This is a genomic window from Sulfurovum indicum (genome assembly GCF_014931715.1).
Lineage (GTDB): Bacteria > Campylobacterota > Campylobacteria > Campylobacterales > Sulfurovaceae > Sulfurovum > Sulfurovum indicum.
Genome location: NZ_CP063164.1, coordinates 1,367,949 through 1,394,756, shown reverse-complemented (window position 1 = coordinate 1,394,756; position 26,808 = coordinate 1,367,949). Strand labels below are relative to the sequence as shown.

General features: G+C 45.0%; 24 protein-coding genes and 2 tRNA genes. 8 read left to right on the top strand and 18 right to left on the bottom strand.

The window, feature by feature from the left end:
* Positions 1 to 2: 2 nt before the first annotated feature.
* Both IMZ28_RS06985 and IMZ28_RS06980 read right to left on the bottom strand, forming a co-directional pair.
* Positions 3 to 1,223 (bottom strand): saccharopine dehydrogenase family protein, encoded by a 1,221-nt coding sequence (locus IMZ28_RS06985; RefSeq protein WP_197547873.1) that lies wholly within the window; start codon positions 1,221 to 1,223, stop codon positions 3 to 5.
* 42 nt (positions 1,224 to 1,265) lie between these two features.
* Positions 1,266 to 2,189 carry an AEC family transporter gene (locus IMZ28_RS06980; RefSeq protein WP_197547872.1) on the bottom strand — a complete coding sequence of 308 codons (924 nt, stop codon included), beginning with the start codon at positions 2,187 to 2,189 and terminating at the stop codon, positions 1,266 to 1,268.
* A 121-nt stretch (positions 2,190 to 2,310) separates the two neighbouring features.
* On the opposite strand from IMZ28_RS06980, the gene IMZ28_RS06975 reads away from it, so the two are divergent.
* Positions 2,311 to 2,865: a DedA family protein gene (locus tag IMZ28_RS06975; RefSeq protein WP_197547871.1), complete on the top strand. Its 555-nt coding sequence runs from the start codon at positions 2,311 to 2,313 to the stop codon at positions 2,863 to 2,865.
* A 4-nt stretch (positions 2,866 to 2,869) separates the two neighbouring features.
* Here the strand turns inward: IMZ28_RS06975 and IMZ28_RS06970 are convergent, their stop codons facing one another.
* The 4 genes from IMZ28_RS06970 to speA form a co-directional block, all read right to left on the bottom strand.
* Positions 2,870 to 4,966, bottom strand: coding sequence for a patatin-like phospholipase family protein (locus IMZ28_RS06970; RefSeq protein ID WP_197547870.1), 2,097 nt, complete (start codon positions 4,964 to 4,966; stop codon positions 2,870 to 2,872).
* 57 nt (positions 4,967 to 5,023) lie between these two features.
* The gene (locus IMZ28_RS06965; protein ID WP_269472909.1) at positions 5,024 to 6,196 is read right to left on the bottom strand and encodes a pyridoxal phosphate-dependent aminotransferase; all 1,173 of its coding nucleotides are present in this window, start codon (positions 6,194 to 6,196) and stop codon (positions 5,024 to 5,026) included.
* Between the two features lie 162 nt (positions 6,197 to 6,358).
* On the bottom strand, positions 6,359 to 7,060 hold the full coding sequence (gene cysE / locus IMZ28_RS06960; RefSeq protein WP_197547868.1) for a serine O-acetyltransferase: 702 nt from the start codon (positions 7,058 to 7,060) through the stop codon (positions 6,359 to 6,361).
* A complete protein-coding gene (speA, locus tag IMZ28_RS06955) occupies positions 7,057 to 8,937 on the bottom strand; it encodes a biosynthetic arginine decarboxylase (RefSeq protein WP_197547867.1) in 1,881 nt (626 codons plus the stop codon). Before speA ends, cysE begins: the two co-directional genes overlap by 4 nt.
* Before the next feature lie 70 nt (positions 8,938 to 9,007).
* Between speA and IMZ28_RS06950 the strand changes: the two genes are divergently transcribed.
* The 4 genes from IMZ28_RS06950 to IMZ28_RS06935 are packed head-to-tail and all read left to right on the top strand — an operon-like array spanning position 9,008 to position 12,390.
* Positions 9,008 to 10,111: an ABC transporter permease gene (locus IMZ28_RS06950; RefSeq protein WP_197547866.1), complete on the top strand. Its 1,104-nt coding sequence runs from the start codon at positions 9,008 to 9,010 to the stop codon at positions 10,109 to 10,111.
* Positions 10,108 to 10,896 carry an ABC transporter ATP-binding protein gene (locus tag IMZ28_RS06945; RefSeq protein ID WP_197547865.1) on the top strand — a complete coding sequence of 263 codons (789 nt, stop codon included), beginning with the start codon at positions 10,108 to 10,110 and terminating at the stop codon, positions 10,894 to 10,896. Before IMZ28_RS06950 ends, IMZ28_RS06945 begins: the two co-directional genes overlap by 4 nt.
* Entirely contained in the window at positions 10,886 to 11,797 is a 912-nt protein-coding gene (locus IMZ28_RS06940) for an MlaD family protein (protein ID WP_197547864.1), read from the top strand. The genes IMZ28_RS06945 and IMZ28_RS06940 overlap by 11 nt, the downstream gene beginning before the upstream one ends.
* Positions 11,798 to 11,802: 5 nt before the next feature.
* On the top strand, positions 11,803 to 12,390 hold the full coding sequence (locus IMZ28_RS06935; protein WP_232087432.1) for an ABC-type transport auxiliary lipoprotein family protein: 588 nt from the start codon (positions 11,803 to 11,805) through the stop codon (positions 12,388 to 12,390).
* Between the two features lie 81 nt (positions 12,391 to 12,471).
* Here IMZ28_RS06935 and hisS read toward each other — a convergent pair whose 3' ends face one another.
* The 12 genes from hisS to IMZ28_RS06875 form a co-directional block, all read right to left on the bottom strand.
* A complete protein-coding gene (hisS, locus tag IMZ28_RS06930) occupies positions 12,472 to 13,695 on the bottom strand; it encodes a histidine--tRNA ligase (protein ID WP_197547863.1) in 1,224 nt (407 codons plus the stop codon).
* A 162-nt stretch (positions 13,696 to 13,857) separates the two neighbouring features.
* Positions 13,858 to 14,433, bottom strand: a complete 576-nt coding sequence (gene tmk, locus IMZ28_RS06925) for a dTMP kinase (protein WP_197547862.1) — start codon at positions 14,431 to 14,433, stop codon at positions 13,858 to 13,860.
* The gene (gene coaD, locus IMZ28_RS06920) at positions 14,433 to 14,909 is read right to left on the bottom strand and encodes a pantetheine-phosphate adenylyltransferase (protein ID WP_197547861.1); all 477 of its coding nucleotides are present in this window, start codon (positions 14,907 to 14,909) and stop codon (positions 14,433 to 14,435) included. The genes tmk and coaD overlap by 1 nt, the downstream gene beginning before the upstream one ends.
* 177 nt (positions 14,910 to 15,086) lie before the next feature.
* Positions 15,087 to 15,608 carry a UbiX family flavin prenyltransferase gene (locus IMZ28_RS06915; RefSeq protein WP_197547860.1) on the bottom strand — a complete coding sequence of 174 codons (522 nt, stop codon included), beginning with the start codon at positions 15,606 to 15,608 and terminating at the stop codon, positions 15,087 to 15,089.
* 118 nt (positions 15,609 to 15,726) lie between these two features.
* Positions 15,727 to 16,206: a metal-sulfur cluster assembly factor gene (locus tag IMZ28_RS06910; RefSeq protein WP_197547859.1), complete on the bottom strand. Its 480-nt coding sequence runs from the start codon at positions 16,204 to 16,206 to the stop codon at positions 15,727 to 15,729.
* A 10-nt stretch (positions 16,207 to 16,216) separates the two neighbouring features.
* Positions 16,217 to 16,636 carry a SufE family protein gene (locus IMZ28_RS06905; protein ID WP_197547858.1) on the bottom strand — a complete coding sequence of 140 codons (420 nt, stop codon included), beginning with the start codon at positions 16,634 to 16,636 and terminating at the stop codon, positions 16,217 to 16,219.
* Between the two features lie 33 nt (positions 16,637 to 16,669).
* Positions 16,670 to 17,863 (bottom strand): SufD family Fe-S cluster assembly protein, encoded by a 1,194-nt coding sequence (locus IMZ28_RS06900; RefSeq protein ID WP_197547857.1) that lies wholly within the window; start codon positions 17,861 to 17,863, stop codon positions 16,670 to 16,672.
* Positions 17,860 to 18,615 carry a Fe-S cluster assembly ATPase SufC gene (gene sufC, locus IMZ28_RS06895; protein ID WP_197547856.1) on the bottom strand — a complete coding sequence of 252 codons (756 nt, stop codon included), beginning with the start codon at positions 18,613 to 18,615 and terminating at the stop codon, positions 17,860 to 17,862. Before sufC ends, IMZ28_RS06900 begins: the two co-directional genes overlap by 4 nt.
* The gene (gene sufB / locus IMZ28_RS06890) at positions 18,612 to 20,045 is read right to left on the bottom strand and encodes a Fe-S cluster assembly protein SufB (protein ID WP_197547855.1); all 1,434 of its coding nucleotides are present in this window, start codon (positions 20,043 to 20,045) and stop codon (positions 18,612 to 18,614) included. Before sufB ends, sufC begins: the two co-directional genes overlap by 4 nt.
* Before the next feature lie 168 nt (positions 20,046 to 20,213).
* A complete protein-coding gene (locus IMZ28_RS06885; RefSeq protein WP_197547854.1) occupies positions 20,214 to 20,453 on the bottom strand; it encodes a hypothetical protein in 240 nt (79 codons plus the stop codon).
* Positions 20,454 to 20,594: 141 nt separating this feature from the next.
* Positions 20,595 to 20,671: transfer RNA gene (locus tag IMZ28_RS06880), tRNA-Gly, on the bottom strand.
* A 55-nt stretch (positions 20,672 to 20,726) separates the two neighbouring features.
* Positions 20,727 to 20,812 (bottom strand) — tRNA-Leu (locus tag IMZ28_RS06875).
* Positions 20,813 to 20,986: 174 nt separating this feature from the next.
* On the opposite strand from IMZ28_RS06875, the gene IMZ28_RS06870 reads away from it, so the two are divergent.
* The 3 genes from IMZ28_RS06870 (at position 20,987) to IMZ28_RS06860 (ending at position 26,664) form a co-directional block, all read left to right on the top strand.
* A complete protein-coding gene (locus tag IMZ28_RS06870) occupies positions 20,987 to 23,260 on the top strand; it encodes an FtsK/SpoIIIE family DNA translocase (protein WP_197547853.1) in 2,274 nt (757 codons plus the stop codon).
* 33 nt (positions 23,261 to 23,293) lie between these two features.
* Positions 23,294 to 23,908, top strand: a complete 615-nt coding sequence (pcm, locus tag IMZ28_RS06865) for a protein-L-isoaspartate O-methyltransferase (RefSeq protein ID WP_197547852.1) — start codon at positions 23,294 to 23,296, stop codon at positions 23,906 to 23,908.
* Between the two features lie 182 nt (positions 23,909 to 24,090).
* Positions 24,091 to 26,664 (top strand): bifunctional aconitate hydratase 2/2-methylisocitrate dehydratase, encoded by a 2,574-nt coding sequence (locus IMZ28_RS06860; protein ID WP_197547851.1) that lies wholly within the window; start codon positions 24,091 to 24,093, stop codon positions 26,662 to 26,664.
* The last annotated feature ends 144 nt before the right edge of the window (positions 26,665 to 26,808 follow it).

Genomic DNA, 26,808 nt, shown 5'->3' with positions numbered 1-26,808 from the left:
GACTATGCTTTCACTTCCAGTGTTGCATCTGCATCAAGCTCCATGATCTGCCACGGCAGCCCCTGTTTGTTGAGTTCCTCCATGAAAGGGTCGGGATCGAACTCTTCCATGTTGTGTACGCCTGTTTCGTACCACTTCTTCTCCAGCATCAGCTTTGCACCGATCATGGCAGGTACTCCTGTGGTGTAGCTGACTGCCTGGCTCATCACCTCTTCATAGCACTTCTGATGGTCACTGACCTGGTAAATGTAGAGCGTTTTGGGCTCTCCATCCTTGATACCTTTGGCAAAGATACCGATATTTGTCTTACCTTGGGTTCTCGGACCGAGGCTGGCAGGGTCAGGAAGCAGGGTAGAGAGAAACTCTATAGGTACGATCTTGCATCCTTTGTGTTCAATCGGTTCGATACTCAGCATACCGACATTTTCAAGGCATCGCATATGTGTCAGATAGCTCTCTCCAAAGGTCATGAAAAAACGGATACGTTTCAGCCCTTTGATGTGTTTGACCAGGGACTCCATCTCTTCATGGTAGAGCAGGTAGGAGTCTTTTGGTCCGATCTCAGGGTAGTCCCATACCTGTTTGATCTCCATCGGTTCGGTCTCTATCCACTTTCCATCCTCCCAGTAGCGTCCTTTGGCACTCACTTCACGCAGGTTGATCTCCGGGTTGAAATTGGTTGCAAAAGGATAGCCGTGATCACCGGCATTGCAGTCGAGGATGTCGATGGTGTGTATCTCGTCAAAGTAGTGCTTTTGGGCATAGGCACAGAAGACATTGGTCACGCCCGGATCAAAACCGCTTCCGAGCAGTCCCATGATACCTGCCTGCTTAAAGGCATTGTCCCTTGCCCACTGTTCCTTGTATTCGAATTTTGCTGTATCCGGATGCTCATAGTTGGCCGTATCGAGGTAGTCGACACATGTTTGTCTGCATGCATCCATGATGGTAAGGTCCTGGTAGGGGAGTGCTACGTTGATCACGATGTCCGCCTCTGTTCTGGTGATCAGCTCTACAAGTTCCGGTACGGAGTCTGCATTTACCTCTGCCGTAGAGATCTCGACACCTACTTTTTTCTTGATATTCTTGGCTATATCGTCACATTTACTTTTTGTGCGGCTTGCAAGTGTGATCTCTCCGAAAGTCTCTGCATTCATTGCACACTTGAAAGCAACGACGTTCCCGACACCTCCGGCACCGATGATAAGGGTTTTTGTAGACATAGAAAAGCTCCTTGAAAAATAGTGGAATTATTGTACCACAAACTAATGCAGAGAAGGATAGAAAAAGGGTATAATATTTGTCAATATGAAAAGAATAGGGAGAAAGAGAAGGGTACTGATGAGGATCAGAGAGGTCACATCTTTGGGACGGCAGTCATAGAGAGAGGCAAGGTTGATATTGGCAACGGCAAGCGGTACCATCATCTCCATGAAAAGTACCCCCTGTACCATCGGCGGCAAATCAGTAAAGTGCAGAACGACCGCAGTAAAGAGGGGGACAATGAAAAACTTCTGGGTCATCGTACCGACAAAGAGTCTGGAATGGAGCTCATGTACCCTGATGCCCTGAAGAAACGTTCCCAGTAAAAAGAGCTGCAGAACAATACCGGCATAAGCTCCCATTTTAAAGAACTCTTCCAGCTGAGGCGTGAGGTCAATATTGTTAATATTTATAAATATTGCAATCATTGAAGCGGGGATGATCGGTATCTTTATAATATTCAGAAGAGAAGCTTTGACACTGAAGGAACCACGTGAGTAGATGTAGACACCGATAATGTAGACCACAAAAACATTGGCAATGTTGATAAGTGTGGTATAGATGACACTCTGTTCCCCGAAAAGTGCAATACCAAGAGGGATACCTATATTGCCTGTATTGCCGACAAAACCTGCTATTGAGAAGATAGCACGCTCTTTAATATCTGTAAATATGAGTTTGCCGAGGGCGATGGTTGGCAAAAGGAGTACAAAAATGATCGCCAGATAGAGAAGCGGTACAAAAATATGTTCTGTATGCAGTTTTGCTGTACTGAATCCCCAGACTGTGACAAAGGGCTGGAGAAAGTAAACAGACATCAGGGTCAGTGTTTTGGTATGCATATCTTCTTTGAAGATCCGTTTGGCAAGATAGCCAAGCAGTATGAATACATATACAAATATGATAGAGAGCAGTGTACTTAACATAAATGTGATTATAGCGCATAGAGACAGTGATAGTGTTTAGCAGAAGGCGCAAACGTGATGATCGATCGTGTGTTAATAATGTTTTGGTATGATTTTGCCAACTTAAACTTAGGATATATATATGGATTTTTCTTCACTGGAGACCTGGGGATATTTAGCGGTTGCCTTTTTCTCTTTTGGCGGTTCTTTTTTTATTGTGGCGGCAGCAGGGGTATTTTCCTATATGGGACATATGGATCTGGCAATGGCTCTGACAGTTGCGGCCATAGCGAATTTTATGGGAGACAATTTTCTTTTTTATCTGGGAAAGTACCAGAAAAAGGAGATACAGCCCTATTTTGCCAAGCATAAGCGGAAACTGGCGCTTGCTACACTGATCATGCGAAAGTATGGTGTTGCGGCGATCTTCATACAGAAGTTCATCTACGGAGTAAAGACACTGGTACCGCTTTCCATGGCATTGGCAAAGTATGACTTCAAAAAGTTTGTCTTCTTCAATATATTCGCTTCGGTTATTTTTGTACTTACGATTGGCCTGAGTGCCTATTTTGCCAGTGAAACGATCATTGCACTTTTCGGTGTGATCAAAGAGAAACCGTGGATCGCTCCCTTGGTACTCTTCTCCATTATTGGTGCCGTATGGTTTGGAATGGAGAAAATGACAAAAAAACGATAGGAGATTATCGGCTCAGCCAATAGATGAGACTGGGAATATTCTCAATACCCAGATAGAAATAGTCATTGTTCTGAACATCTCCATGCCGTCTGACATAGGTCATTCTGAAGATATCCATGACATCGATATAGAGATTGGTCCCATAAGCGGTATCACGCTCGTAGAAAGCACCTTCAAGATTCCCGAATAGACTGAGTCCCGCCCCTGCCTTTAGAAAGTCGTTATACTCTGTAAAGAGATCGGAATCAAAACGTATAAAGTCTCCACCCTCATCATGTACATTATAGGAGGCTTTGAAGTCCAGACCGTCAAGGAGTGCCATTTTGTGGTACCAGTAGCCTTCATAGGCGAAAGAGAAGCCTCCGTTGACCGTATCGGTGGAGAACTCGGTCGGGATGAGTCTGAGAGCATTTCTGAAGTGCTTTTGGGCAGGAACATCAGGTACATTGATCGGCAGGATATTCCAGCCGTCCTTCTCTTTGAGCATATCTGAGACAAGCCATGCACCTATTCCCAATACTTTTGCTGTGGATCTGTAATCGGGATAGACTTTGGCACGTTCGTTCTCCAGATAGGTAATACGGTTGACAAGGTAGCGTAAAGGGCGGTTGTACCAGTGTTCAGTATCTTTTCTGGCATAGTAGAGGAAAGAGCCTTTTTTGATTGGCAGGTAACGCATGTCCAGTCTGGAGAGGAACTGTTTGAATGCCTCTGATGTGTAGCGCTTGCTGTCGGCTGTTTTCAGGTCAAAGGCGTAATAGATCGCAGCGTAGCGGTTGTTCTTCTCCGGTTTTGTCTTTTTGAACTCTGTTGCCTTGAAGAACTTATAGGCAGTGTAAGCCTCTTTGCTCTTGTCTATTTCAAGCTTCTGCATGATCTTGTCCATGACCTCTGTCTGGGAGAGATGCGGGAAGAAGCCTTTCTTTCTCAGTTTTGCAGCAAGCTGGTAGACGGCATCGTAGACACCGACATGATAATCGTAGAGGCGGAAGTTCTTGTCCAGAAAGGCACCGAAGTGCTCAAGAAAGCCGGCAGTAAGAGGGTGGTAGCGTGAAGAGAGTATCAGTTTTCGTTCGGGATGTCCTCTAAAATAGCGGTTGATCGCCTGGTATAGTTTCATCTGCTGAAATATCTCAACTGACGAGGAGAGTGTTCCGGCACTTGATGCAAAGAAACCTATGGGTGGTTTCTCCTCTTCATCTTCAGGCAGAGGCGCCTCTTTACGCATATTGTTTGGGTCCATGAATAAAAAGAGATCTGCTTTGGGGTTCAGTTCCGTAGCCAGCCCCAGAGGGATGTTATCGTATGCTCCCCCATCTATGAAGTAACTGTGACGCACTTTTCCTTTATACTCGTAGTGCAGTTTCACTTGCTGAAAAGCACCGGGAAAGGCTGATGAGGCAAAGAGTACATCTGTGATCTTTCTGTGGTCTTTCTCAATGCCGGGGATGGAGAGGTAGAAACTGGTACTCTCTTTGGGCATCAGTTTGTTCTCTATGACCACCTTTCCTTTTTTGACTGTAAAGTCAAACGGGACAGAGAAGTTCTGATTTTTGATTTTGATGCCCTGGAACTCTTCGATGATCGGTGTGACCTTGGTCACGGCAAACCCCATAGGTACTTCGCATCCCTCACGGAAAATGGGTTTCTCCAGATACTGCATGATATTTTCTGCCTTCTCCCGCAGGACCCTGCGGCTGAAGAGCGTGCTTTTGTTCTCCGGATCATTTCCTTTGATGATGAGGTTTTCCAGACCAAGATTCACCCATGTTTCATAAAAAAGGTTCTCTTCGACCGTGTTCTGATAGGGAACAGACTCTTTTTGGCACCAGTAGGCAGCAGTAAGCAGGGCATTGATCGATCCTGCAGAGGCACCTGCTACAGAGCGGAGTACCGGATCGATATTCCATTTTGGAGAGTGCCTGATCTCTCCCAGTGCTTTGACCATTGCCCAGTTGTAGCCTGACTCATAGGCGCCCAGACTGACACCTCCGCTGATGACCATAGAGAAGTCGACCTGTTCGTTTCCGGCAGTTTCTGCAGAAAGCGGGGCAAAGAGCAAAAGAGAAGAGAGAATAAGGGGTTTTGGGAAAAGTCTCATGGAAAGGATCCTTTGATGAGAGGGGAACGGCAGGAGAGCTGCCGTTGAAAAAGTGTATCAGGCCTGTTTTTTCTGCTTGACGAACTTCTCGATACGTCGGATACCTTCGCGTATGGTAGTGATATCGGTTGCAAAGGAGAATCTGAAGTAGCCCTCGCTTCCAAAGCCGATACCTGGAACAACGGCAACACCGGTTTCCTGAAGCAACTCTTTACAGAACTCTATAGAGTCATTTGAGATATCTTTGATATTCACAAAGAGGTAAAATGCCCCCTGCGGTGCAATCACAGAGAGTCCGTCTACCTCATTGAAGAGTCTGACCGCTTCCTGGGCACGTTTTTCAAAGGCTTCCCTCATCATCTCTATTTCATCATCTACTTCACCAAGTAAAGCAGGGATCGCCGCTTTTTGTGTGATGGAGTTGATGTTGGAAGTACTTTGGCTCTGGAGTTTGTTCATAGCGGCAATAAGCTCTTTTTTCGGACTTGCCAGATATCCGAACCGCCATCCTGTCATCGCTACAGATTTGCTCAGACCGTTGATGGTGACGGTTCTTTGGTACATATCTTCAGAAATGCCTGCTGTTGCAGTAAAGTCGATACCGTAAACCAGCTTTTCATACATCTCGTCCGATGCAACGATGATCTCGGTCTCTTTCAGTACTTCAGCCAAAGCCTCCAGCTCCTCTTTGCTGTAGACAGAACCTGTCGGGTTGGACGGAGAAGTGAGGATGAGCATTTTCGTTTTTGTGGTAATGGCTGCTTTGAGTTGTTCTGCTGTGATCTTGAATCCGTTGATCTCATTGGTATCAATGATTACCGGTATGGCACCGGCATATTTGACAAGTTCAGGGTAGGTTACCCAGTACGGGGCAGGGATGATCACTTCATCACCAGGGTTCAGTGTTGCCTGGAAGAGATTGAAAAGAGACTGTTTCGCACCGTTACTGACAATAATGTCGGAAGGAGCATACTCAAGATCGTTGTCTCTTTTGAGTTTGGCAGCAACCGCTTCAAGAAGCTCAGGGATGCCGGGAACGGCAGTATATTGGGTGAAGCCTTCATTGATCGCTTTGATCGCTTCATCTTTGATGCGCTGTGGTGTTCCAAAGTCCGGTTCTCCTGCTGAGAACGAAAGGACATCTTTGCCCTGGGCTTTAAGGTCCCTTGCCAAAGATGAGATGGCGATGGTAAGTGACGGTGACAGTGTCTGAATACGGTCTGATAACAACATACAAAAACCTTTAGTAAAAAAAATGATAAATATTATAACTAAAAGTGCTTGACAAGGGACTAAAATGGCAGACCAAAGGGAGAGACTATGGTATAAATGGTGTATTTTGTATCATATCAGAGAGAGTATCTTTTACTGTTGTCCTGCCTTGGATGTGGATCAATCCATTGAATGGATGAAGTTGTCATACAGCTCTTCAAGCTCATGGTCTTTTTCTTTGATCTTTTCCTGTTTGGTTTTGGGAAGTGCTGCTTCAAGGACTTCGATACGTCTGAGAAGATACTCAAATATCTCTTTGTTGACATCGGGAATCTTGTCATGACTGAGCGGGCTTTTGTCATAGCCGCGTTTAAGGACACGCGCAGGGATGCCGATGGCTGTAGAGTTGGGCGGTACATCCTTGACCACAACGGAGTTTGCTCCAACCTTGGAGTTCTCCCCTATGGTGATGTTCCCAAGTACCTTGGAACCTGCACCGATAACGACATTGTTCCCCAGTGTAGGGTGCCGTTTCCCTTTGGTGGTACTTACACCGCCCAACGTTACCTGCTGATAGATGAGAACATCATCACCGATGATCGCAGTCTCTCCGATGACAACTCCTACTCCATGGTCTATGAAAACCCTGCGTCCGAATTTTGCGGCAGGGTGAATATCTATCATCGTCAGGAACATTCCGATCGCTGAGATCAGTCGCGGGATGAAACGCAGGCCTTTGCCGTAGAACCAGTGTGCGATACGATGGAACATAAGCGCCCAAAGACCAGGATAATTGAAAAAAAGTTCAAAAGTGGAATGAAGTGCAGGATCATTGCGTTTGACATTGGCAAAATCCTCTTTGATCAGTTTGAAAACATTCACGCTTGGACTCCTTGATTACTTTCACTGATAGCTTGAATGGTTTTAAGATAACTGTTTTCACTTAAATAGAGATAAAGTTTTCCCAAAAGTTCCCGTTTCTCTTCCAAAGAGATCTTTTCAGACTCTTCGATACGGTATTTAAGCGCTTTGTCGATGATATTGGTATCGTACTCCAGATCTTCAAGTACATCCATGAGATTCTGTGCCTCTATCAGTTTATCGATCACATAGTTGCCGTCTTCATCGAAACTGATCACGGCTTCTGTGGGGTGTGTAAAGAGATTGTGTTTCATGCCCAATACCTCCTGGTAGGCACCGGTAAGGAAAAACCCTATGAAATACTCTTCTGTAGAGATATCAATGTCATGCAGATAGAGCGGCAGTTCCCGGTTGAAACCGATCTCTCCGTCACTGTCACAGGTAATATCCCAGATGCTTGCAGGATTGCTCGGTTTTTCATCGAGCTTGTCCAGCGGGACAATAGGAAAGTGTTGTGCAAGTCCCCAGAAGTCCGGCAGGGACTGGAATGCTGAAAAGTTGACCAGATATTTCTCCTGTATCCGATCCTGAAGTTTTTTCAGTTCGTCCGTTCCTTCATTTTTAAGCAGGGCGATCGATCTTTTGATAATGAGGTTGACGAGAATTTCGGTATTGGAACGGTCTTCAAGGTCAATGTACCCCAGATCAAAGAGCGTTAAGAGACTCTCCATATGATCAAGCGCATCGTGGAGATACTCTCTTGCATTTTTTCGTTTGATATTGTTATAGAGATCATAAAGCTCCTCAATAAGCGGTGGGTTTTTCTTTTTTAAACGTAATCCTTTTTCTGTATACTCCTGGGAAAAGAGTTCAAGTACCGGTGCAACAAGTACAGAGTGTGATGCAGCGATATAACGGCCGGACTCTGTAAAGATATCGGGTTCGTCGACCCCTTTGCGTTTGGAGATCTCCTGCATCAGGTAGACAACATCATTGGCAAATTCAAGAAGGGAGTAGTTGCGTTCCTGGCTATGTGTATGCTGTGAGTACTCAACGGCAAGTCCCCCTCCGATATTAATGGCTCCCAGTGCATTTGCACCTCTTTTTTTCAGGTCTGTATAGATGTTTCCTGCCTCTCTGAGAGCTTTTTTAAGCGGTGCGATGTCGCCCATCTGGGAACCGATATGAAAATGGATCATCCAGAGTTTGTGCAGGAGAGTGTTGGCTTTAAGCATTTCATAGGCTTCAAGCAATTCGGTAGAAGTGAGGCCGAATTTGGAGGAGTAGCCGCCGCTTTTTGCCCAGATACCGATACCTGAACTGTGCAGCCTTATACGTACACCGATCTTCGGACTGATAGGGTTTTCCGCTTTGTCGTTGAACTCTTTGTTGACTTGAATGATCGTTTCAAGTTCTCCCAGCCCTTCGATGGTCACAGTAATATTATGCCCCATTTTGGCTGCAATAAAACACAAGGAGATCATCTCTTTGTCTTTAAATCCGTTGACAGTGATAGGGGCTCCGATAGGGGTTTTTGCCATAGCGATGATCAGTTCTGCTTTGCTTCCTGCTTCAAGTCCGTAATTGTATCCGTCGGAAACTTCCATGAGTGAATGGACGAAATTGGGGAACTGGTTGACCTTGAGAGGGAAAACAGCATGAAAACTGCCCTGATAGTCAAACTCTTTTTTTGCTTTTTCGAAGGTTTTGAAAAGTGTGGAGATCTGTTTCTGGATCAGATGCGGGAAACGGAGAAGCAGAGGACCCTTGTAGCCTTTTTCCCTGATATCCTGTGTAATCTGCAGCAGTGAGGGTTTTGACGCGTAATTTATATTGATGGTCTCGCCATCGATCACAAAGTTGTCATCTCCCCAAATACTCAAGCCGAAGTTCTTCATACCATGCCTCAAAGTCTAATTTACAATGATTATACCAAAACTTAATCTAATCTTACCTATAATTAAAGATATGAACAGGGAATTTATCACTTGGCAGGAAGATCAGGATCAGCTTAAGCTTAAAGCAGAGGGAGAATGGACACTCCAGACCGTACCGGTGATCGAGGAGATGTTGAGAACGGTACCACAGACCAAACGTATCGTATGGGATCTCTCCGGTGTAAATGATTTTGACAGTTCAGGTGTATTGCTCTTTATCGAATATCTCAAACATTTCCAGTCTCAAGGCAGTGTTGAGATCGTAGGATATACCCAGAGTCAGAAAAAAATGTACGATCTGCTTCGGGAACATATGGTCGAAGAGATCCCGCCGAGAAAAGAGGGGTTTCTTGAAGAGCTTGGAAAAGCAACGGTCGAACTGCTTCGTGACATTAAAGACTTCATCACCTTTCTCGGACAGCTCTCCTATACTTTTTTCTATGAGCTCAGACACCCGGGGAACATACGTTTCAAAGAGACCGTCTATCATATTTACCACTCCGGGTTCAATGCACTTATGATCATAGGTCTGACTTCGTTTCTTGTGGGAATGGTCATCGCATACCAGGGAGCAGTCCAATTGGCAAAATTCGGTGCAGATATCTATATTGTCGATACAGTGGGTATCTCTATTGTACGTGAGCTTGGTCCTATGATCACCGCGATCGTTATAGCCGGACGGAGTGGTTCTGCCTATACTGCTGAAATCGGTGCGATGAAGATCACTGAGGAGATCTCGGCAATGCGGACAATGGGATTCGACCCCTATAATTTTCTGGTTTTGCCACGTATCTTTGCCTTGATGATCACACTGCCGCTATTGATCTTTTTTGCCGATATCGTCGGGATCTTCGGAGGTATGGTCGCCTCCGTAATGCAGCTTGATATTTCCTTCGATATGTTTATCAGCAGGCTTTATGAAGTATTGGAGGTTAAACACTATATACTGGGTATTATCAAAGGACCGGTTTTTGCTTTTGCCATTGCATCTATTGGCTGTTTCAGGGGGTTTCAGGTTTCTGACAATACAGAGAGTATCGGTTTGCACACAACTGCTTCTGTGGTCAACGCCATCTTCCTTGTTATTGCCTTTGATGCACTCTTCTCAGTGATATATACGGAGCTGGATCTATGAGTCCGGTCATCGAGGCAACAGACATTGTGACACGTTTTGGTGAGCGCACCATCCACGACGGTGTCTCTTTGCATATAGATGAAAACGAGATCTATGGTATATTGGGAGAGAGCGGCGCAGGGAAATCGGTTTTGATGAAAGAGATGATCATGCTGATGCGGCCCAGTGCAGGCAGTATGAAAGTACTGGGGCATGAACTTGCAAAGATCAGCTATGATGATGCTCAAAAGTTACGTGCCCAGTGGGGTGTACTTTTCCAGTTCGGTGCGCTTTACTCTTCGTTGACTGTTGCCGAGAATATTGAAATACAGCTTAAGGAATATACGAAAATTAGCAAGAAAATGCGAGACCGACTGGTACGTTCAAAGATTGCACTGGTAGGGCTTGATGCACATGTCGGTGCGCTTTATCCTTCTGAACTGAGCGGAGGGATGATCAAGCGTGCTGCATTGGCCCGTGCACTTGCCATGGAGCCAAAGCTGCTCTTTTTGGATGAACCTACATCGGGACTCGATCCTGTCGGCGCGCGTAATTTTGATAAACTTATTGTAGAATTACGACAGATGTTGGGTATTACCGTTGTTATGATCACACATGATCTTGACAGTATTTCCAATATTGTCGATCGTATGGCTGTCCTGGCAGACAAACGGGTCGTTGCACAGGGGCCTTTGGAAGAGGTGTTGCGCTCAACCCATCCGTTTGTAGAGGAGTTCTTCAAGAACGAATATACCAAAGAGAAATTTGCAGACAAGCTAAAAGAGGGGGAGAAGAATGTACAGTAGAGTCAACTATACCGTTGTGGGGTTGTTTGTACTCCTGTTCGGCATCGGACTGGTCGGTTTCTCATTTTGGCTTGCCAAGTATGGTCTGCAGCAAAAATATGATCTCTACAAGATCTATATGTATGAATCGGTTGCGGGACTCTCCAAAGATTCTGTAGTCAAACTTAGAGGTGTCGATATAGGACGTGTCAAAGAGATACGTATCGATCCTGAGCATGTAGAACGTGTAGAGATCCTTCTGAGTATCAAACAGGGTATTCCCATTAAAGAAGATATGATAGCACATACGTCACTCGTCGGAGTGACGGGACTGCTTAATATAGAGATAGAGGGGGGCAGTAATGAAGCCAAAACCCTTAAACCGACTGAAGAGTATATTCCGGTGATCAAATCCTCATCCTCCTGGTTTGATGCAACAAAAAAGGATATCGGAACGCTTACTGTACGTCTTGTCCACCTGCTTGAACAAACGGACAAGCTTTTAAGTGATGAAAATATTGAAACGTTCGGCAGAATACTTAAGAATACCGAAGTTCTGAGTGCCAAAGGATCCTTGCTGCTTGATGAAACAAACAGTACTGTAGTTGCATTTAAAACCGCAGTGGAGAATCTCAATAATGATGTTGATGCCATTACCCAGGTCTTTACCGAGTTGGGTGATGAAACGATACCTGCAGTGAAAAAACTAAGGGAGACCACACAGAACTTCAATCGTATGACCCTTAAAGTAGAGAAGAGCCTTGACCGTGGAGATTATGATATCAAAAAGATCTTTGAGCCATTACTGGTTGATATGGAGATCCTCTCCGAGCAGGTCAATGCATTGGCAAAAGAGTTCAAGGAGAGTCCAAGCGACATCTTGTTTAAATCGCGAAAAAGAAGACGTGGTCCGGGAGAGTAGAAGAGATGAAAATGAAATATGCAGGAATGATCGCAGTGCTTTTGCTTTTAAGCGGCTGTGCGATGAAAGAGGCGGCACCAATAAAAATCTATACACTGGATGCAGGGAAAGTCCCTGTGGTATCAACAAACAAATACCGTACAAAAGTGCTAAAGGTCTCTTTCCCCCAGACACTTAAAGAGAAGATCACAGATAAGATGCGCTTCTCCTACAGCAGCAGTGACCATGGAGTCTATCAGAACTCAGAGTGGTCGAACTCTCTGGAGAAACTGGTGCAGGGAAGTGTGATTGAGGCATTGCATGAGAGCAGACTCTTTAAAGCAGTACTTCCTTATGCTTCCACTGCCGGTGAGGATCTGCGTTTGGAAAGCATGATCTACGATCTCTCCCATCATATACGCGGTGAGGACTCTTATGCTGTCGTATCCATAGAGTTCAGCCTGATCAACTCTGATACCGGAAATCTCATAAAAACGACGCGGTTCAGTTATAGAGAAGATACACCGACAGTGAATGCCGAGGGGTATGTGAAGGCTACGAACAGAGCGATGGCCAAGTTGACCAAAGACCTGGTAGTATGGCTCTCCCGTTAATCCGGGTTAATACTATGCAGGAGTATAGCCATGGTATCTACCTGCTGACAAAGTGTATAAAAGGTACTCTTGAAGGCAAGTCTACAGCTCTTCCTCAAACAGTTCCAAAGAGATGGTTCTTTCCTCTTTGCTCTCCAGGTCTTTCAGCCATACAGTGTCGTTTGCCAGTTCATCTTCACCAATGAGAAGAGCGTAACGGACATTAGCCTTGTCGGCACCCTTCATATGGCTTTTAAAGCCTTTTGATGTGTATTCTACAGTCACTTTGTCGCTTCCGCGTCTCTTATTTGCAAGCATAATAACCTTTTCTACAGCTTCCGGTACCATAGCTCCCATATAATAGCCCTCTTTCTGTTTCTCAGGCATCTTCACAAGTTCCATAATACGTTCAATCCCTATGGCAAATCCTACTGCCGGGGTCGGTTTGCCGTCAAGAAACTCAACGAGTCTGTCATAGCGTCCACCACCGGCGATGGCAGACTGCGCCCCGATCTCGTTGCTGACGAATTCAAAGGCTGTTTTCCCATAGTAGTCCAATCCTCTTACCAGGTTGCTGTTCACTTCATAGCTGATACCGGCTTTGTCCAGCAGCTCTGTAAGTCGCTTGAAGTCCGGGTCACACTCTTCACAAAGGTAATCGATAAGTTTTGGTGAATCAGTCAAAACTACCTGGCACTTGTCATTTTTGCAGTCAAGCACCCTTATGGGATTGGTACTGATACGGCGGTTACAGTCTTCGCAAAGCTGTTCTTTGATATCTTTTAGAGAACTTACAAGATTTTCTTTGTATTTAGGCATACAGATTTTACACCCTAGTGAGTTGATCTGAAGATCAAAACCTATGCCAAGTTCCTTGAAGATACGGGCGATCATTGTGATAATGGTAAAATCCTCATAGACCGAAGCCTCACCAAAGCTTTCACATCCAAACTGGTGGAACTCTCTGAGTCTTCCTTTTTGGGGTCTTTCATAACGGAACATCGGTCCGTAGTAGTAGAATTTCTGTTTGACAGGCTGACGGTCGAGTTTGGCAGAGATAAAAGCACGTACAACGCCGGCAGTACCTTCCGGACGCATACAGACATCATTGCCTCCTTTGTCTTCGAACTGATACATCTCTTTTCCTACGATATCGGAACTTTCTCCTACCGAACGTTTGAAGAGTGCCGTCTCCTCAAGGATCGGTGTTTCAATGTAGCTGTATCCGTAATGCTTTGCTACTTTTGAAGCAGTGTCGACAATATAGTTAAAACGTTCTGCCTCCTCAAAAGTGAGGTCCTTCATACCGCGTAGAGGTTTGATCATTGTGTTTCCTTACAGAAAATGTTTATCCCGGATTTTGCATCGGAGTTGCCGGACATCACTAAAAGACCAGTGATCCCTAATGCCTGTTTCGGGTTTATTAAAACGGAGCTGCTGCACCGTATACCGGAGTTTCTTACTTCTCACGCTTCACTAAAGTTGGAATTATACCTTCAAGTAGGTAAGAATGGATTGATGAATACTTTCAATGCTCTCTGTTGCATCGATGAAGAGATGCGGGATATCAAGTCTGAGTATACTCTCTTTCATATGTTCCTGTACCTGAAGCAGGTACTCAAGTCCACGCAGTTCTATACCGTCAAGGCTTTTTTGGGAGGTGCGTTCCTGCAAGGTTTCCATATTGGTGATAAAAAGTATGATACGGTCAGGGAAATGCCCCTTGAGCGCAAACCTGTTCAATGCCACAAGTTCATCAAAGTCAAAGTCTCCGTTGGCAAGTGCATATCCTATACCGGAGATGAACCCCCTGTCAGAAATAACCATACTGTATCTGTTCGGTTCCACTATCTCCTCATAGTGTTCTGCTCTGTCAGCCAGAAAAAGAAGAAGCTCGGCTCTCTTGGACCGGAGTGAGTCATTCAGAAGTATCTCTCTGGCTTTTTTGCCAAAAGATGTGCCTCCCGGTTCATGCGTGGTGATGATCTCCGGGTGGGTCTTTTTAAGCAGTTCGATCTGCGTGCTTTTTCCGCAGGTGTCAATACCTTCAAAAAGTATATACATTATGTACCTATCTCCCTGATGATACGGTGTACTTCCGGAGCAACAAGGTGATCAATCTTTCCGTCATATGCCAGTATGGCACGTACGACAGAGGAGCTTACAAAAGCATGGTTGAGACTTGGCATGAGATAAATGGTCTCAAGATCGGATTTGAGTGAGGCATTGGCATATCCCATCTGCAGTTCATATTCAAAGTCACTGACTGCTCTGAGTCCCCGTACGACAATATTGGCATTAAGATCACTTGCAAGGTCGACAAGCAGTTTGTCAAAGCCGATCACTTCGATCTTTGGGAAATCTGCAGTGGCCGCCTGTACCATCTGGATACGCTGTTCGAGAGTAAACATCGGTTTTTTAGACTCAGATGCCGCAACTGCCACAATAATACGGTCGAACATATGACAGGCACGCTTAATGATATCGAGGTGGCCGTTGGTAATAGGATCGAAAGTGCCGGGGTAGATCGCTGTTCTCATAGGAGTACCCCGGTGAGGTCTGTAGTTGATAGTTGACAGTTAAGAGTTGATAGTGTTGGTAAACATTGCGGTGCAATGCTTTTATTGAATAGATGATATGTCATTAGTTCCTCTAACATAATAAAAGCTTTCTGAGAGAAAGCATACCATAACTCCTCACTCCTTACTCTTAATTTCTCACTCCCAACGATTGTAAAGGTCATTGGGTATCCCCAGTACATCATACCACTTGCCTATGATGAATTTTTCCATATCCTCGAGAGTCTGTTGTTCAGAGTAGTAACCTATGACCGGTGGGGCGACAATGACACCCAGAGAGGCGAGTTTATGCATGTTCTCCAGTGCAATGGCGGAGAGGGGCAGCTCTCTTGGGGCAAGCAGCAGTTTTTTCTGCTCTTTGAGTGCTACTGCAGCAACTCTGGTAGGGAGATTGTCACTGATACCGCAGGCGATCTTGGCAAGAGTGTTCATGGAGCAGGGGATGATGGCGGTGGCATCGACTCTGAAAGAACCGCTTGAGACGGAGGCGGCAATATTTTCGCAATTGTGCAGTGTTACATTTTTGTTCTCAAAAAAATCGACGGTCACAGCGTTGTCTGAGACTATCACATGTGCCTCAACATCTGATGGCAGGTAATCTACAAACTTCTTACCCAGCTGTACTCCGCTGGCTCCGGTAATGGCTACGACCAACTTCATCTTCTGCCTTTATCTTTAATCCGGAAGAGACGGCAGTTCTGCTGCCTGATCCGGGTTTTCTTGGAGGGATTATAACAAAAGTAGTTAAAGAGTGTGTGCAGGTTTCCTTTTCTGCGGATTAGAGCATTCCCATTGCCAGTTTGGCTTCATCACTCATCTTGTCCTGACTCCATGGCGGATCAAAGACCAGTTCAACATCCAGGCACTCAAGTCCTTCCATACGTTTGGGAATGGAACGTACCAGGTCAACGATCACTTCGGACATGGAGCAGGTGGCTGAAGTAAGGGTCATGGTTATTTTACATTCTGTGAGCCCGGTTGTCGGGTTTTTCCAACAGTCTATATCATAGATGAGTCCCAGATTGTAAATATCTACAGGCAGTTCCGGGTCATAAATGGTCGAGAGTTGTTCAATGACCTTGGGAACCATGCTCTCATCTGCTTCAGCCCCTTCGGGTTTAAAACACTTATCCTCGGTTGCATCAAAACGGTTGTCTACACCGCCAACTGCACTGTTACCGAATTTTGCTTCCCATGCCGCCAACTCTTCGGCAGTTGAGGGGATATCATCATATTGTATGTCATTAGGATCTTTCATCTTTTCTCCTTTATCCTTCTTCCTTGCACTTCTGAGCATACCCGTAGACCTTCTTGATGAAAGCTTCCAGGCTTTGCTGACGTACAGGAGAGAGGAGTTCGACTACACCCATATCGTGCAGTTTCATCGGATCGAAACTGAGTATCTCGTCAGGAGTACGGTTTGAAAAGATATCCAACAAAAGTGTCATCATCCCTTTTGCCATCTCTGAGGTTCCTTCCCCCCTGAGGATGAGCTTGCCATCTTTACATTCACCCACCAGCCATGCTGCAGAGGAACACCCCTCTACGAAAGTTTCATCATTCTTTTCCTCAGGGGGCAGTTCGGTATGCTTTTTCCCAAGGTCAAAGATATACTCTATCTTGTCATTGTCGCTTGGAAAGAGTTCAAAATCTTCCTTGTATTGTGCCAGAGTTTCTTCCATGGTCATGGTATTGTCCTTCTCTACTAATTTCTGTTACTGTTAACTGTCAGCTGCCTCTTGTGCAGCATAGAATGTTTCTTCGAAAGAAGCTTTAATGATATCCTGATGTCTGTGGTCCTTGACCTGCTCAATAAGTGTGTTGGCAAAAGCGATAACGAGCATTTTTCTTGCTTCCATATACTCTATACCGCGTGAACGCAGGTAGAAGAGCTGTTTCTCATCCAGCTGTCCGGTGGTGGAGCCATGAGATGCTTCCAACTCATCGATATAGATCTCCAGCTGCGGTTTTGCAACCATATAGGCCTTTTCATGCAGCAGGATCGCCTTGGAGTTCTGATATGCTTTGGTATATTTGGCAGTGTGCTCAACTTTGATGAGCGCATCGAAGATCCCTCTTGCATCACCGTCGAGAATGTTTTTGGCTTCCTGATGAGAGATTGAGTGCTCACCCTGGTGGATGATCTTGGAGACTGTACCACGCTGCGCATGCTCGTTAAGATAGAGAAGATGCCCTGCATCGATATGTGCATAGCGTTCCAGTTCCACTTTGATGAGCTGAAGTCCCATGTCACCACCAAGGTCGAAGCTTTTAATGACGGCATTGGCACGCTCTTCAAGGTGTATTCTGTGTGAAGCAACCATAGCATAACGGTTGCCGTGCATATGCTGGTTTTTCAGGATGCGCAGGGTACTGTCCGGTGCAACGAGCACATCATAACCATACAGTACCAGGGTATTGCTTATCTCTTCTTCATGAAAACTCTCAAATACCGTTGCATGACGGTTTGCCTGGTTGAGCAGGGCAATGCGGTAATGGATAAGTGCATTGCTTTGGGTGTAGTGGTGTTCTATCTCAATGTCTGCATCGCCATCAAGATCGATCCTGATAACATGTGGAGAGAGCAGATGACCCAAATAGTAGAGAGGATCAAAGTGTTCACTGTCTATCGCTTCATACTGCTCATAGTAGATGCGCATACCCTTGGGTGCATGTGTTACTATACCGTCAACGATGACGACCTTCTCTGCTTCTTGGACAGGTCTGGGTACATAGCTGAGCCTTCGGTACTCTGCCTCCAGGAGCTTCTCAATATGGAAGTAGCGGTACTCTTCACTCTTCTTGGAGGGGAGTCCCAGCCCCACAAAACGTTCAAGTGCCATGGAGTGCCTGTCGACATCCAGGAAGGCTGCTGCCTGGGTGAGGGTTAGGTTCTTGAGCTCACTCAGTTTCATTGTGCTTCCTCGATGATGCTTTCGTACCCTTCCTCTTCAAGTTTTGCTACCAGCTCAGGGCCGGCAGTCTTGATAATACGCCCCTCTTTGAGTACATGGATATAGTCAGGTTCAATGTAGTCAAGAATACGGCTGTAGTGGGTAATGACAAGGAATGAGCGTTTACCGTCCTTCATCATATTGATCCCCTCACTTACTGCTCTGAGTGCATCAATATCAAGACCGGAGTCGATCTCATCGAGAATGATCACTTCCGGTTCAAGGATGAGCATCTGCAGGATCTCGTTGCGTTTCTTCTCTCCACCGGAGAAGCCTTCATTCAATGAACGGCTGATCATATCGGCTTTCATTCCGAGCATTTCAAGATGTTTTTTCATCTCTCTGAGGAATTCTGCAGCGTTGAGCTCCTCTTTGCCTTCGTGTTTACGCTTGGCATTCAGTGCAGTCCTGAGAAAATAGGCGTTGTTCACTCCCGGAATCTCCACAGGATGTTGAAAACTGAGGAATATCCCCTCAAGTGCTCTTTCCTCAGGCTCCATCTCAAGAATACTTTTGCCTTTATAGAGAATATCCCCCTCTGTTACTTCCACATCATAGTGTCCTACAATCGTTTTGCTGAGAGTCGATTTTCCTGCACCGTTTGGCCCCATAATGGCATGTACTTTACCCGGTTCAAGTTCCAGGTTGAGTCCCTTGAGAATCTCTTTTTCTCCGATCTTCGCATGTATGTTCTTTATTTCCAGTGTTTTCATCCTACGCTTCCTTCCAGTGTTAATTCCAATAATGCTTTTGCCTCTACAGCGTACTCCATAGGGAGTTGGGAGAAGACCTCTTTACAGAAGCCGTGTACGATCATACTGACCGCATCCTCTTCGTTGATCCCCCGCTGTCTCAGGTAGAAAAGCTGCTCATCGCTGATCTTGCTTGTAGTCGCTTCATGTTCTACCTGCCCTTCAGCATTCTTGACCTCCAGATAAGGGAAAGTATGGGCCCCACATCTGTCACCGATCAGCAGGGAGTCACATTCCGAGTAGTTGCGTGCACCAGAAGCCTTTGCTCCTATCCTTACCAAGCCTCTATAGGTATTCTGCCCTTTCATCGCAGAGATCCCTTTTGAAATAATGGTTGAACTGGTGTTTTTGCCCAGATGGATCATCTTTGTTCCTGTATCAGCCTGCTGGGCCAGGGTGGTCACAGCAACTGAATAAAATTCTCCTACAGAGTTGTCACCTTTGAGGATACAGCTTGGATATTTCCAGGTAATGGCTGATCCTGTCTCCACCTGTGTCCATGAGATCTTTGAATTTTCTCCGGCACATATCCCGCGTTTGGTTACGAAGTTGTAGATCCCGCCTTTTCCCTCTTCATCACCGGGGTACCAGTTCTGTATGGTAGAGTATTTGATCTCAGCATCTTTCATTGCAACCAGTTCCACTACAGCAGCATGGAGCTGGTGTTCATCGCGTGTCGGAGCAGAACATCCCTCATTGTAGCTGACATAAGAACCCTCATCTGCTACAATGAGCGTACGCTCGAACTGCCCTGTATTAAGTGCATTTATCCGGAAGTAGGTGCTCAGTTCCATTGGACAGCGCACTCCTTTTGGGATATACACGAATGTTCCATCGGTAAAGACAGCAGAGTTGAGTGCGGCAAAGAAGTTGTCTGTCATGGGGACGACAGAAAACATATATTTTTTGATAAGCTCAGGGTAGTCGCGTATGGCTTCTGAAATAGAACAGAAGATCACGCCATGTTTGTTAAGCTCTTCAGTGTAGGTTGTTTTGACCGACACAGAATCCACAACAGCATCAACGGCAACGCCTGCAAGCTGTTTCTGCTCTTCGAGAGGGATCCCCAGCTTTTTGTAGGCTTCAAGGATCTTGGGGTCCACTTCATCCAGACTTTCCAGACCCTTTTTGGGTGCAGCAAAATAGGAGATGGACTGATAGTCTATAGGGTCATACTCGAGATGCCCCCAGTGCGGCTCTGTCATTTTCTGCCACTTCTCAAAAGCTTTGAGACGAAGTTCGAGCATCCACTCGGGTTCCTCTTTTTTCTTTGAGATGAAGCGTATGGTATCTTCATTGAGTCCGGGCGGTACTACATCAGTTTCGATATCGATCTCAAAACCGAGTTTGTATTCACCCGAGACAGCTTTGTTTATCTCTTCTTGTGCCATAGGTTTTCCTAATTCGGAGTTATTTAGTATCATTTATAGCATAAAAAGGTTCAGCGGTCAAGTGATATGGATCAAGTTTTAAAGAAATAGTTGATATTCATGCAGAAGTTTTGAATTGAAAGTCTGGAAAATCTCTTTTTCCTGATTCTCCAGAGTTGTGCAATATCGCTAGTGTGTCACTTTTTTGTCACTTTTTTTTACACTTTTAACAAATTTGCCGTAGGTTTTGCCGTTTAGTCCCCAGTCACCCCAGCACTTTCCTTTTTCACAATGGACTTGGCCTGCATTACAGTCATATACTGTTCCTTCTATCAAACAGCCTCCAACCCTCTTTTTGTACTCACCATCCACTTTTGCATTTACACTGACGATGAGTATAAAAACCGATAATAGAGCTATTTTATTCATCTTTGATCCTTTAGAAGTAATATTTCATATACAATTATAAAAATTTTTGTGTGTAAAGAGTGTGTAATAGTGAATAACCCGAGGGGAGAAGTCTGATAAATTGTGCGAAATGGTATGAAAAGGTGTAATTATTGGGTAAAGTGGAGCGGGAAACGAGACTCGAACTCGCGACCCTCAGCTTGGAAGGCTGACGCTCTAGCCAACTGAGCTATTCCCGCATGACTGAAAGTATATCGAAATTAAAATAATAACTCTTTTAATCCGAATATGATGTGGTACCTCGGGTCGGAGTCGAACCGACACGGGCAAAGCCCACCAGATTTTGAGTCTAGCGTGTCTACCAATTCCACCACCGAGGCATTTACGTTCAAAAACGTAGGTCGAATTCTACTCTCAGAGAACTTAAATCTACTTTAGTAGCCTCCAAAAACGAAAAACATGACATTTTAGCATATTTTTATAGCTACATAATATTTATTTGTTATAATATCTTCATTAATTAATATTAAATTATCAATAATTTAGGATGACGAGTGAAGATCACGATCATTATTACAGCTATACTTTTTATTTATGGTGCATTCTCTACTTTTTTCAGAGATACAGCACTGGCAGGAAATATCGGGAAGATAGTAGGTGATACCAATCTCCATCTCTTTGGGTATTTTGCATATGTAAACATCCTGCTGCTCTTTTATCCGCTTTACAAACTCTATACTGATGCAAGTGTAAGAAAAGAGATCGATTTCTATCTGGGGTGGATACTTCTTTTTATCGGAGCAGTACTGTTCGAGTCTTTGGTACTTGATCTGAAAGATGCCGGTTACCTTGGTGCGCAGGTAGTGGATTTTCTGTTACCCTATATTGGGAAAGCGGGTTTATGGCTTCTTTGGCTGATGACCATCTCTCTTGCTGCAGTTTTTATCGTTGATGATGAGTTTGAGTGGCGCTCACTTATACCGGAAAGAAAAGAGAGAAGATCAAGGAAAAATGTAGAGAAAAAGAGTTCAGGTGAAGGCTTCAGAAAACTTGCTTCCGGATTTGGAAAAATGATGAAAATCATCTTTACAAACCCTTTTGCTTCTCCCAAACTTGAAGATGAGATGATGCCGATCATCGATACACCGGTTGTTGAAGAGAAACAAGTAAAAGCGATCGCAGGCAAGAGTTCGTCAGGCAGAAAAAAAACGGTACCGAAAAAAGCAAGAAAGTCCAAAGAGAAGACGGAAGATCCTGTTCTCAATGAGATCATGGAGCTTGAGCCGCCTATAGAAGAGAGCTTTGACTTTCAAGCAGATGAAAAAACAGAAACGACTGCTACCAAAAGCGGGGTAGAGATTGTCAAAGAGCTTGAGGAGAACTCCAAGCTGATGCAGGAGCTTGATAAAGGAAAAGTGGAGAAACCCAAGAACTTCAAGCTGCCAAAACTTGATTTTCTGCAAAAAGCACCCAGGCATAAGAAAAGAGTAAATGAAGCAGAGATAGACAGAAAGTCAGGTGATCTCATAGAGAAACTCAAGCTCTTCAATATCAATGGTGATGTGGTCAGAACCTATACCGGACCGCTGGTTACGACATTTGAGTTCAAACCTGCACCCAATGTCAAGGTTTCCAAGATACTTGGACTCCAGGATGATCTTGCAATGGCACTGAGTGCCGAGACTATACGTATACAGGCACCGATCCCGGGGCGTGATGTGGTAGGGATAGAGATCCCCAATGAGAGTACGGATATTATTTATCTAAGAGAGATACTGGAGAGTGAACTTTTCCAAAACTCAAAGTCCCCATTGACGATCGCACTGGGAAAAGATATTGTCGGGAAACCTTTTATTACCGACATCAAAAAACTGCCGCATCTGCTCATCGCAGGTACGACAGGTTCAGGTAAGTCGGTAGGAATCAACGCGATGATCCTCTCTCTGCTCTACAAGAACGATCCGGAGCATCTGAAGCTGATGATGATAGATCCGAAGATGCTGGAGTTCTCAATTTATGATGAGATCCCCCATTTGATTACACCGGTTATTACAGAACCTAAAAAAGCGATCGCTGCATTGGCGAACATGGTAGGAGAGATGGAGCGGCGCTACCGTCTGATGGCAGACAAGAAAACCAAGAATATCGATAACTACAATGAAAAGGTCAAGAAAGACGGTTCTGCAGAACCTATGCCGTTTATTGTGATTGTTATTGACGAACTCGCGGATCTGATGATGAATGGCGGGAAGGAAGTGGAAACCTCTATTGCACGATTGGCCCAAAAATCCAGAGCATGCGGTATTCACCTGATCGTTGCTACGCAAAGACCGAGTGTGGATGTGGTAACCGGTATCATCAAAGCCAATCTCCCTTCAAGGCTCAGTTATCGTGTGGGACAGAAAATAGACTCTAAAGTTATTTTGGATTCGATGGGAGCAGAGAGTCTGCTGGGACGTGGAGACGGACTGTTCACACCTCCAGGAATGACGGGACTTGTACGTATTCATGCTCCATGGGCAACAGAAGAAGAGATTGAAAATATTGTCGAGTTCATCAAGGCACAGCGCGTTCCTGAATATGATGAGAGTTACCTTATTGAAGGGGGCGGTGCATCACTGGATACAGGAGAGAGTAAGATCGACCTGGATCCGCTTTATGAAGAGGCTAAAGCCGTAGTTCTTTCTGATAAAAAAACTTCCATATCCTATCTTCAGAGAAAACTGCAGATCGGGTATAATCGCTCAGCCAATATTATTGATCAGCTTGAGGCGACGGGGGTACTCTCATCTCCAAATGCCAAGGGGAACAGGGAGATTTTGATATAGGAGAGTCACGATACCGATTACTAAGGAGTGGCAATGCAGGACAATCAGGCGCTTATTGAGAGTATGATCTCAAGCAGTATACTTCATTCGTCACATATTATAGAAGCTTTTAAAAAAGTTGACAGAAAATATTTTGTACCGGAAGTATTCTATGAGCACTCCTATGCCGATGCACCCTTGCCAATAGGAGAGGGGCAGACCATTTCCCAGCCGTCTACAGTCGCATTTATGTTTGAATTGCTTCAGCCGCAGCCCGGTCAGAAGATCCTGGATATTGGCTCAGGATCCGGATGGACGACAGCGTTACTCTGCTACATAGTTGGAGAGGAGGGAAGTGTACAGGGACTGGAAAGAGTGGATGAACTGGTAGAAAAGGGAAAAGAGAATCTCTCATCTTCGGGCTTTGGAAAACGATGTAGTATTGAAAAAGCCGGTACAGATTTGGGAAAACCGGATGAGACCTTTGACAGAATACTGGTTTCAGCCAGCAGTAAAGAGATACCTGAAGAGCTGTTCAGGCAGCTTAATGAGGGAGGTATACTGGTCATCCCTGTGCAAGATACTGTTTACCGCTTCAAAAAGTACTCGGACAGCCGCATTACACAAGAGGCTTATCCCGGTTTTCTCTTCGTTCCTCTGATCTACTGAATGATCCTTTTTTACACTTATCATGTCTTCAAAAGTAACAAAAATGCTTTTTTCCTTCCTAATTCCTGTAACTATCTGATACATCCTTTACAACTGCTTTCTGTAAACTTATCATTCAAATAAGATTTAACCCTATTTCGATACTATTAAACTACAAATTCATACACAATAGGAGACCGAATATGGCCTTGATCGAAGATTATAAAAAACATACGGCTGAACGTGCGGAGCTTGGAGTTCCACCGCTTCCATTGACAGCAGAGCAAACAGCAGAGCTTGTCGAACTGCTCAAAGCAAGTCCGATCGCGGATGTTGAATACGCGATGGATATGTTCGAGAACAAAGTTCCTGCGGGTGTAGATGATGCAGCATACGTTAAAGCGGCATTTTTGAACGACATTGTTCAAGGAAATGTAAGCTGTGACGCGATCGATAAGGTAAAAGCGATCGAGATCCTTGGAAAAATGCTTGGTGGATTTAACGTTACACCGATGGTTGAAGCTTTGAAGCTTGGTGGTGAAGTAGCGGATGCAGCTGCTGAACAGCTTAAGAATACAATTCTTGTTTATGATGCATTCAATGATGTGAAAACATTGATGGATGAGGGAAATGAAAAAGCAAAAGAGGTAATCGAGTCATGGGCAAACGCTGAGTGGTTCACCAACAAGCCTGAACTTGAAAAAGAGATCACGCTGACTGTGTATAAAGTACCGGGTGAGACAAATACCGATGACCTCTCTCCAGCATCTGAAGCATTTACAAGAGCGGATATCCCTCTTCATGCAAATGCATTCCTCGTATCAAGAATGGAGAAGCCGCTTGAGACTATGGCAGAGCTCAAGAAGAAGGGGCATCCTCTTGCATATGTAGGTGATGTTGTAGGTACAGGATCTTCAAGAAAGTCAGGTATCAACTCTGTTCAATGGCATATGGGTAGAGACATCCCTGGTATCCCTAACAAAAGAACCGGTGGTGTAGTCATCGGTTCTATCATAGCACCGATCTTCTTCAACACAGCAGAAGACTCAGGATGTCTTCCTATCCAGGCACCGGTAGATGCACTTGAAACAGGTGATGTGATCACTGTAAAACCGTTTGACGGAGTGATCGAAAAAGAGGGTCAGGTAGTCTCTGAATTTACACTTGAGCCGAACACGCTTCCTGACGAAATGAGAGCAGGAGGACGTATTCCGCTTATCATTGGTAAAGGATTGACTGCCAAAGCAAGAGAAGCACTCGGACTTGGCGCATCAGATATCTTTATGGCACCTGCCCAGCCGGAAGACAATGGCAAAGGGTATACTCTTGCTCAGAAAATGGTGGGTAAAGCATGTGGACTTGAAGGTGTGAAACCGGGTGTCTACTGTGAACCGGTATGTACAACTGTAGGTTCACAAGATACTACAGGACCAATGACCAGAGATGAGATCAAGGAGCTTGCAGCACTGAGCTTTGGAGCAGACTTTGTACTTCAGTCATTCTGTCATACTGCAGCCTATCCAAAACCTGCAGATATCAATTTGCAGCACACACTGCCTAAGTTCTGGACTGAGAGAAAAGGATTCATCCTCAGACCGGGTGACGGTGTTATCCACTCATGGTTGAACAGAATGTGTCTTCCGGATACAGTAGGTACAGGCGGGGATTCCCATACACGTTTCCCTATTGGTATCTCTTTCCCGGCAGGTTCAGGACTTGTAGCATTTGCAGCGGTGACAGGTATGATGCCTCTTACAATGCCTGAGTCTGTTCTTGTAAGATTCAAGGGTGAGATGCAGCCTGGTATCACACTGCGAGACCTCGTAAATGCCATCCCTTACCAGGCGATCAAAGATGGTCTTCTGACAGTTGAGAAAAAGGGCAAGAAGAACATCTTTGCAGGACGTGTACTTGAAATTGAAGGTCTTGAGCAGCTTAAATGTGAACAGGCATTTGAGCTTTCCGATGCATCTGCTGAGCGTTCAGCAGCTGCATGTACGGTAAAACTGGATAAAGAGCCTATTATTGAGTATCTTGAGTCCAATATCGTACTTATCGAAGAGCTTATTGAGCAGGGATATGAAGATAAAGCAACACTTCAAAGACGTGCAGACAAAATGAGAGAATGGCTCAAGAACCCTGAGCTTCTTGAAGCAGACAAAGATGCAGAGTATGCAGCGGTTATTGAGATCGATCTTAATGAGATCACAGAGCCTATTCTTGCCTGTCCAAATGATCCGGATGATGTAGCGACACTTTCTGAGATCCTTGCTGATCCAAACCGTCCTACAGAGAAGATCGATGAAGTTTTTGTTGGTTCATGTATGACAAATATCGGTCTTTTCCGTGCGCTCGGTGAAGTACTCAGAGGTGAGGGTGCGGTGAAAGCAAGAACATGGGTTGTACCGCCGACCAAAATGGATGAGAAAGAGCTTATCGAAGAGGGCTACTATGCGATCTTTGGTGCAGCAGGTGCAAGAACAGAGATTCCTGGATGTTCACTCTGTATGGGTAACCAGGCACGGGTTGCAGACAATGCGATCGTATTCTCTACTTCAACAAGAAACTTTGACAACCGTCTTGGTAAAGGTGCACAGGTTTATCTTGGATCTGCAGAGGTTGCAGCTGTTGCAGCGCTTCTTGGACGCCTCCCGACAAAAGAGGAGTACCTTGAAATTATGAACAGAAAGATCACAGATGACAACAAAGAGAGTGTCTATAAATATCTTAACTTCAACCAGGTTTCCAAAGCAGAGCTTGAAGCGATGGTCGGATAGTGCCATCTCAACTTCTCCCCTTTGCGGGAGGACCCAACTTGTTGTTCCTTCTTCCCTCCTCCTTTTTTCCCAAAAATTTTATCAATTTTATCGCTGAGATTGAAAATATATTTTAAAAAACGGTTTTTTGCTTTGTAGGTTATC

Bases quoted from the DNA above. Each gene is read 5' to 3' on its own strand.
- IMZ28_RS06860 (WP_197547851.1), top strand. From the start codon at position 24,091: ATGGCCTTGATCGAAGATTATAAAAAACATACGGCTGAACGTGCGGAG.
- IMZ28_RS06935 (WP_232087432.1), top strand. From the start codon at position 11,803: ATGAAAATGAAATATGCAGGAATGATCGCAGTGCTTTTGCTTTTAAGC.
- IMZ28_RS06945 (WP_197547865.1), top strand. From the start codon at position 10,108: ATGAGTCCGGTCATCGAGGCAACAGACATTGTGACACGTTTTGGTGAG.
- IMZ28_RS06905 (WP_197547858.1), bottom strand. From the start codon at position 16,636: ATGACCATGGAAGAAACTCTGGCACAATACAAGGAAGATTTTGAACTC.
- coaD (WP_197547861.1), bottom strand. From the start codon at position 14,909: ATGAGAACAGCGATCTACCCCGGCACTTTCGATCCTATTACCAACGGC.
- IMZ28_RS06950 (WP_197547866.1), top strand. From the start codon at position 9,008: ATGAACAGGGAATTTATCACTTGGCAGGAAGATCAGGATCAGCTTAAG.
- IMZ28_RS06915 (WP_197547860.1), bottom strand. From the start codon at position 15,608: ATGAAGTTGGTCGTAGCCATTACCGGAGCCAGCGGAGTACAGCTGGGT.
- IMZ28_RS06885 (WP_197547854.1), bottom strand. From the start codon at position 20,453: ATGAATAAAATAGCTCTATTATCGGTTTTTATACTCATCGTCAGTGTA.
- pcm (WP_197547852.1), top strand. From the start codon at position 23,294: ATGCAGGACAATCAGGCGCTTATTGAGAGTATGATCTCAAGCAGTATA.
- IMZ28_RS06980 (WP_197547872.1), bottom strand. From the start codon at position 2,189: ATGTTAAGTACACTGCTCTCTATCATATTTGTATATGTATTCATACTG.
- IMZ28_RS06910 (WP_197547859.1), bottom strand. From the start codon at position 16,206: ATGAAAGATCCTAATGACATACAATATGATGATATCCCCTCAACTGCC.
- IMZ28_RS06985 (WP_197547873.1), bottom strand. From the start codon at position 1,223: ATGTCTACAAAAACCCTTATCATCGGTGCCGGAGGTGTCGGGAACGTC.
- sufB (WP_197547855.1), bottom strand. From the start codon at position 20,045: ATGGCACAAGAAGAGATAAACAAAGCTGTCTCGGGTGAATACAAACTC.
- IMZ28_RS06940 (WP_197547864.1), top strand. From the start codon at position 10,886: ATGTACAGTAGAGTCAACTATACCGTTGTGGGGTTGTTTGTACTCCTG.
- hisS (WP_197547863.1), bottom strand. From the start codon at position 13,695: ATGATCAAACCTCTACGCGGTATGAAGGACCTCACTTTTGAGGAGGCA.
- tmk (WP_197547862.1), bottom strand. From the start codon at position 14,433: ATGTATATACTTTTTGAAGGTATTGACACCTGCGGAAAAAGCACGCAG.
- speA (WP_197547867.1), bottom strand. From the start codon at position 8,937: ATGAAGAACTTCGGCTTGAGTATTTGGGGAGATGACAACTTTGTGATC.
- IMZ28_RS06975 (WP_197547871.1), top strand. From the start codon at position 2,311: ATGGATTTTTCTTCACTGGAGACCTGGGGATATTTAGCGGTTGCCTTT.
- sufC (WP_197547856.1), bottom strand. From the start codon at position 18,615: ATGAAAACACTGGAAATAAAGAACATACATGCGAAGATCGGAGAAAAA.
- IMZ28_RS06900 (WP_197547857.1), bottom strand. From the start codon at position 17,863: ATGAAACTGAGTGAGCTCAAGAACCTAACCCTCACCCAGGCAGCAGCC.
- IMZ28_RS06970 (WP_197547870.1), bottom strand. From the start codon at position 4,966: ATGAGACTTTTCCCAAAACCCCTTATTCTCTCTTCTCTTTTGCTCTTT.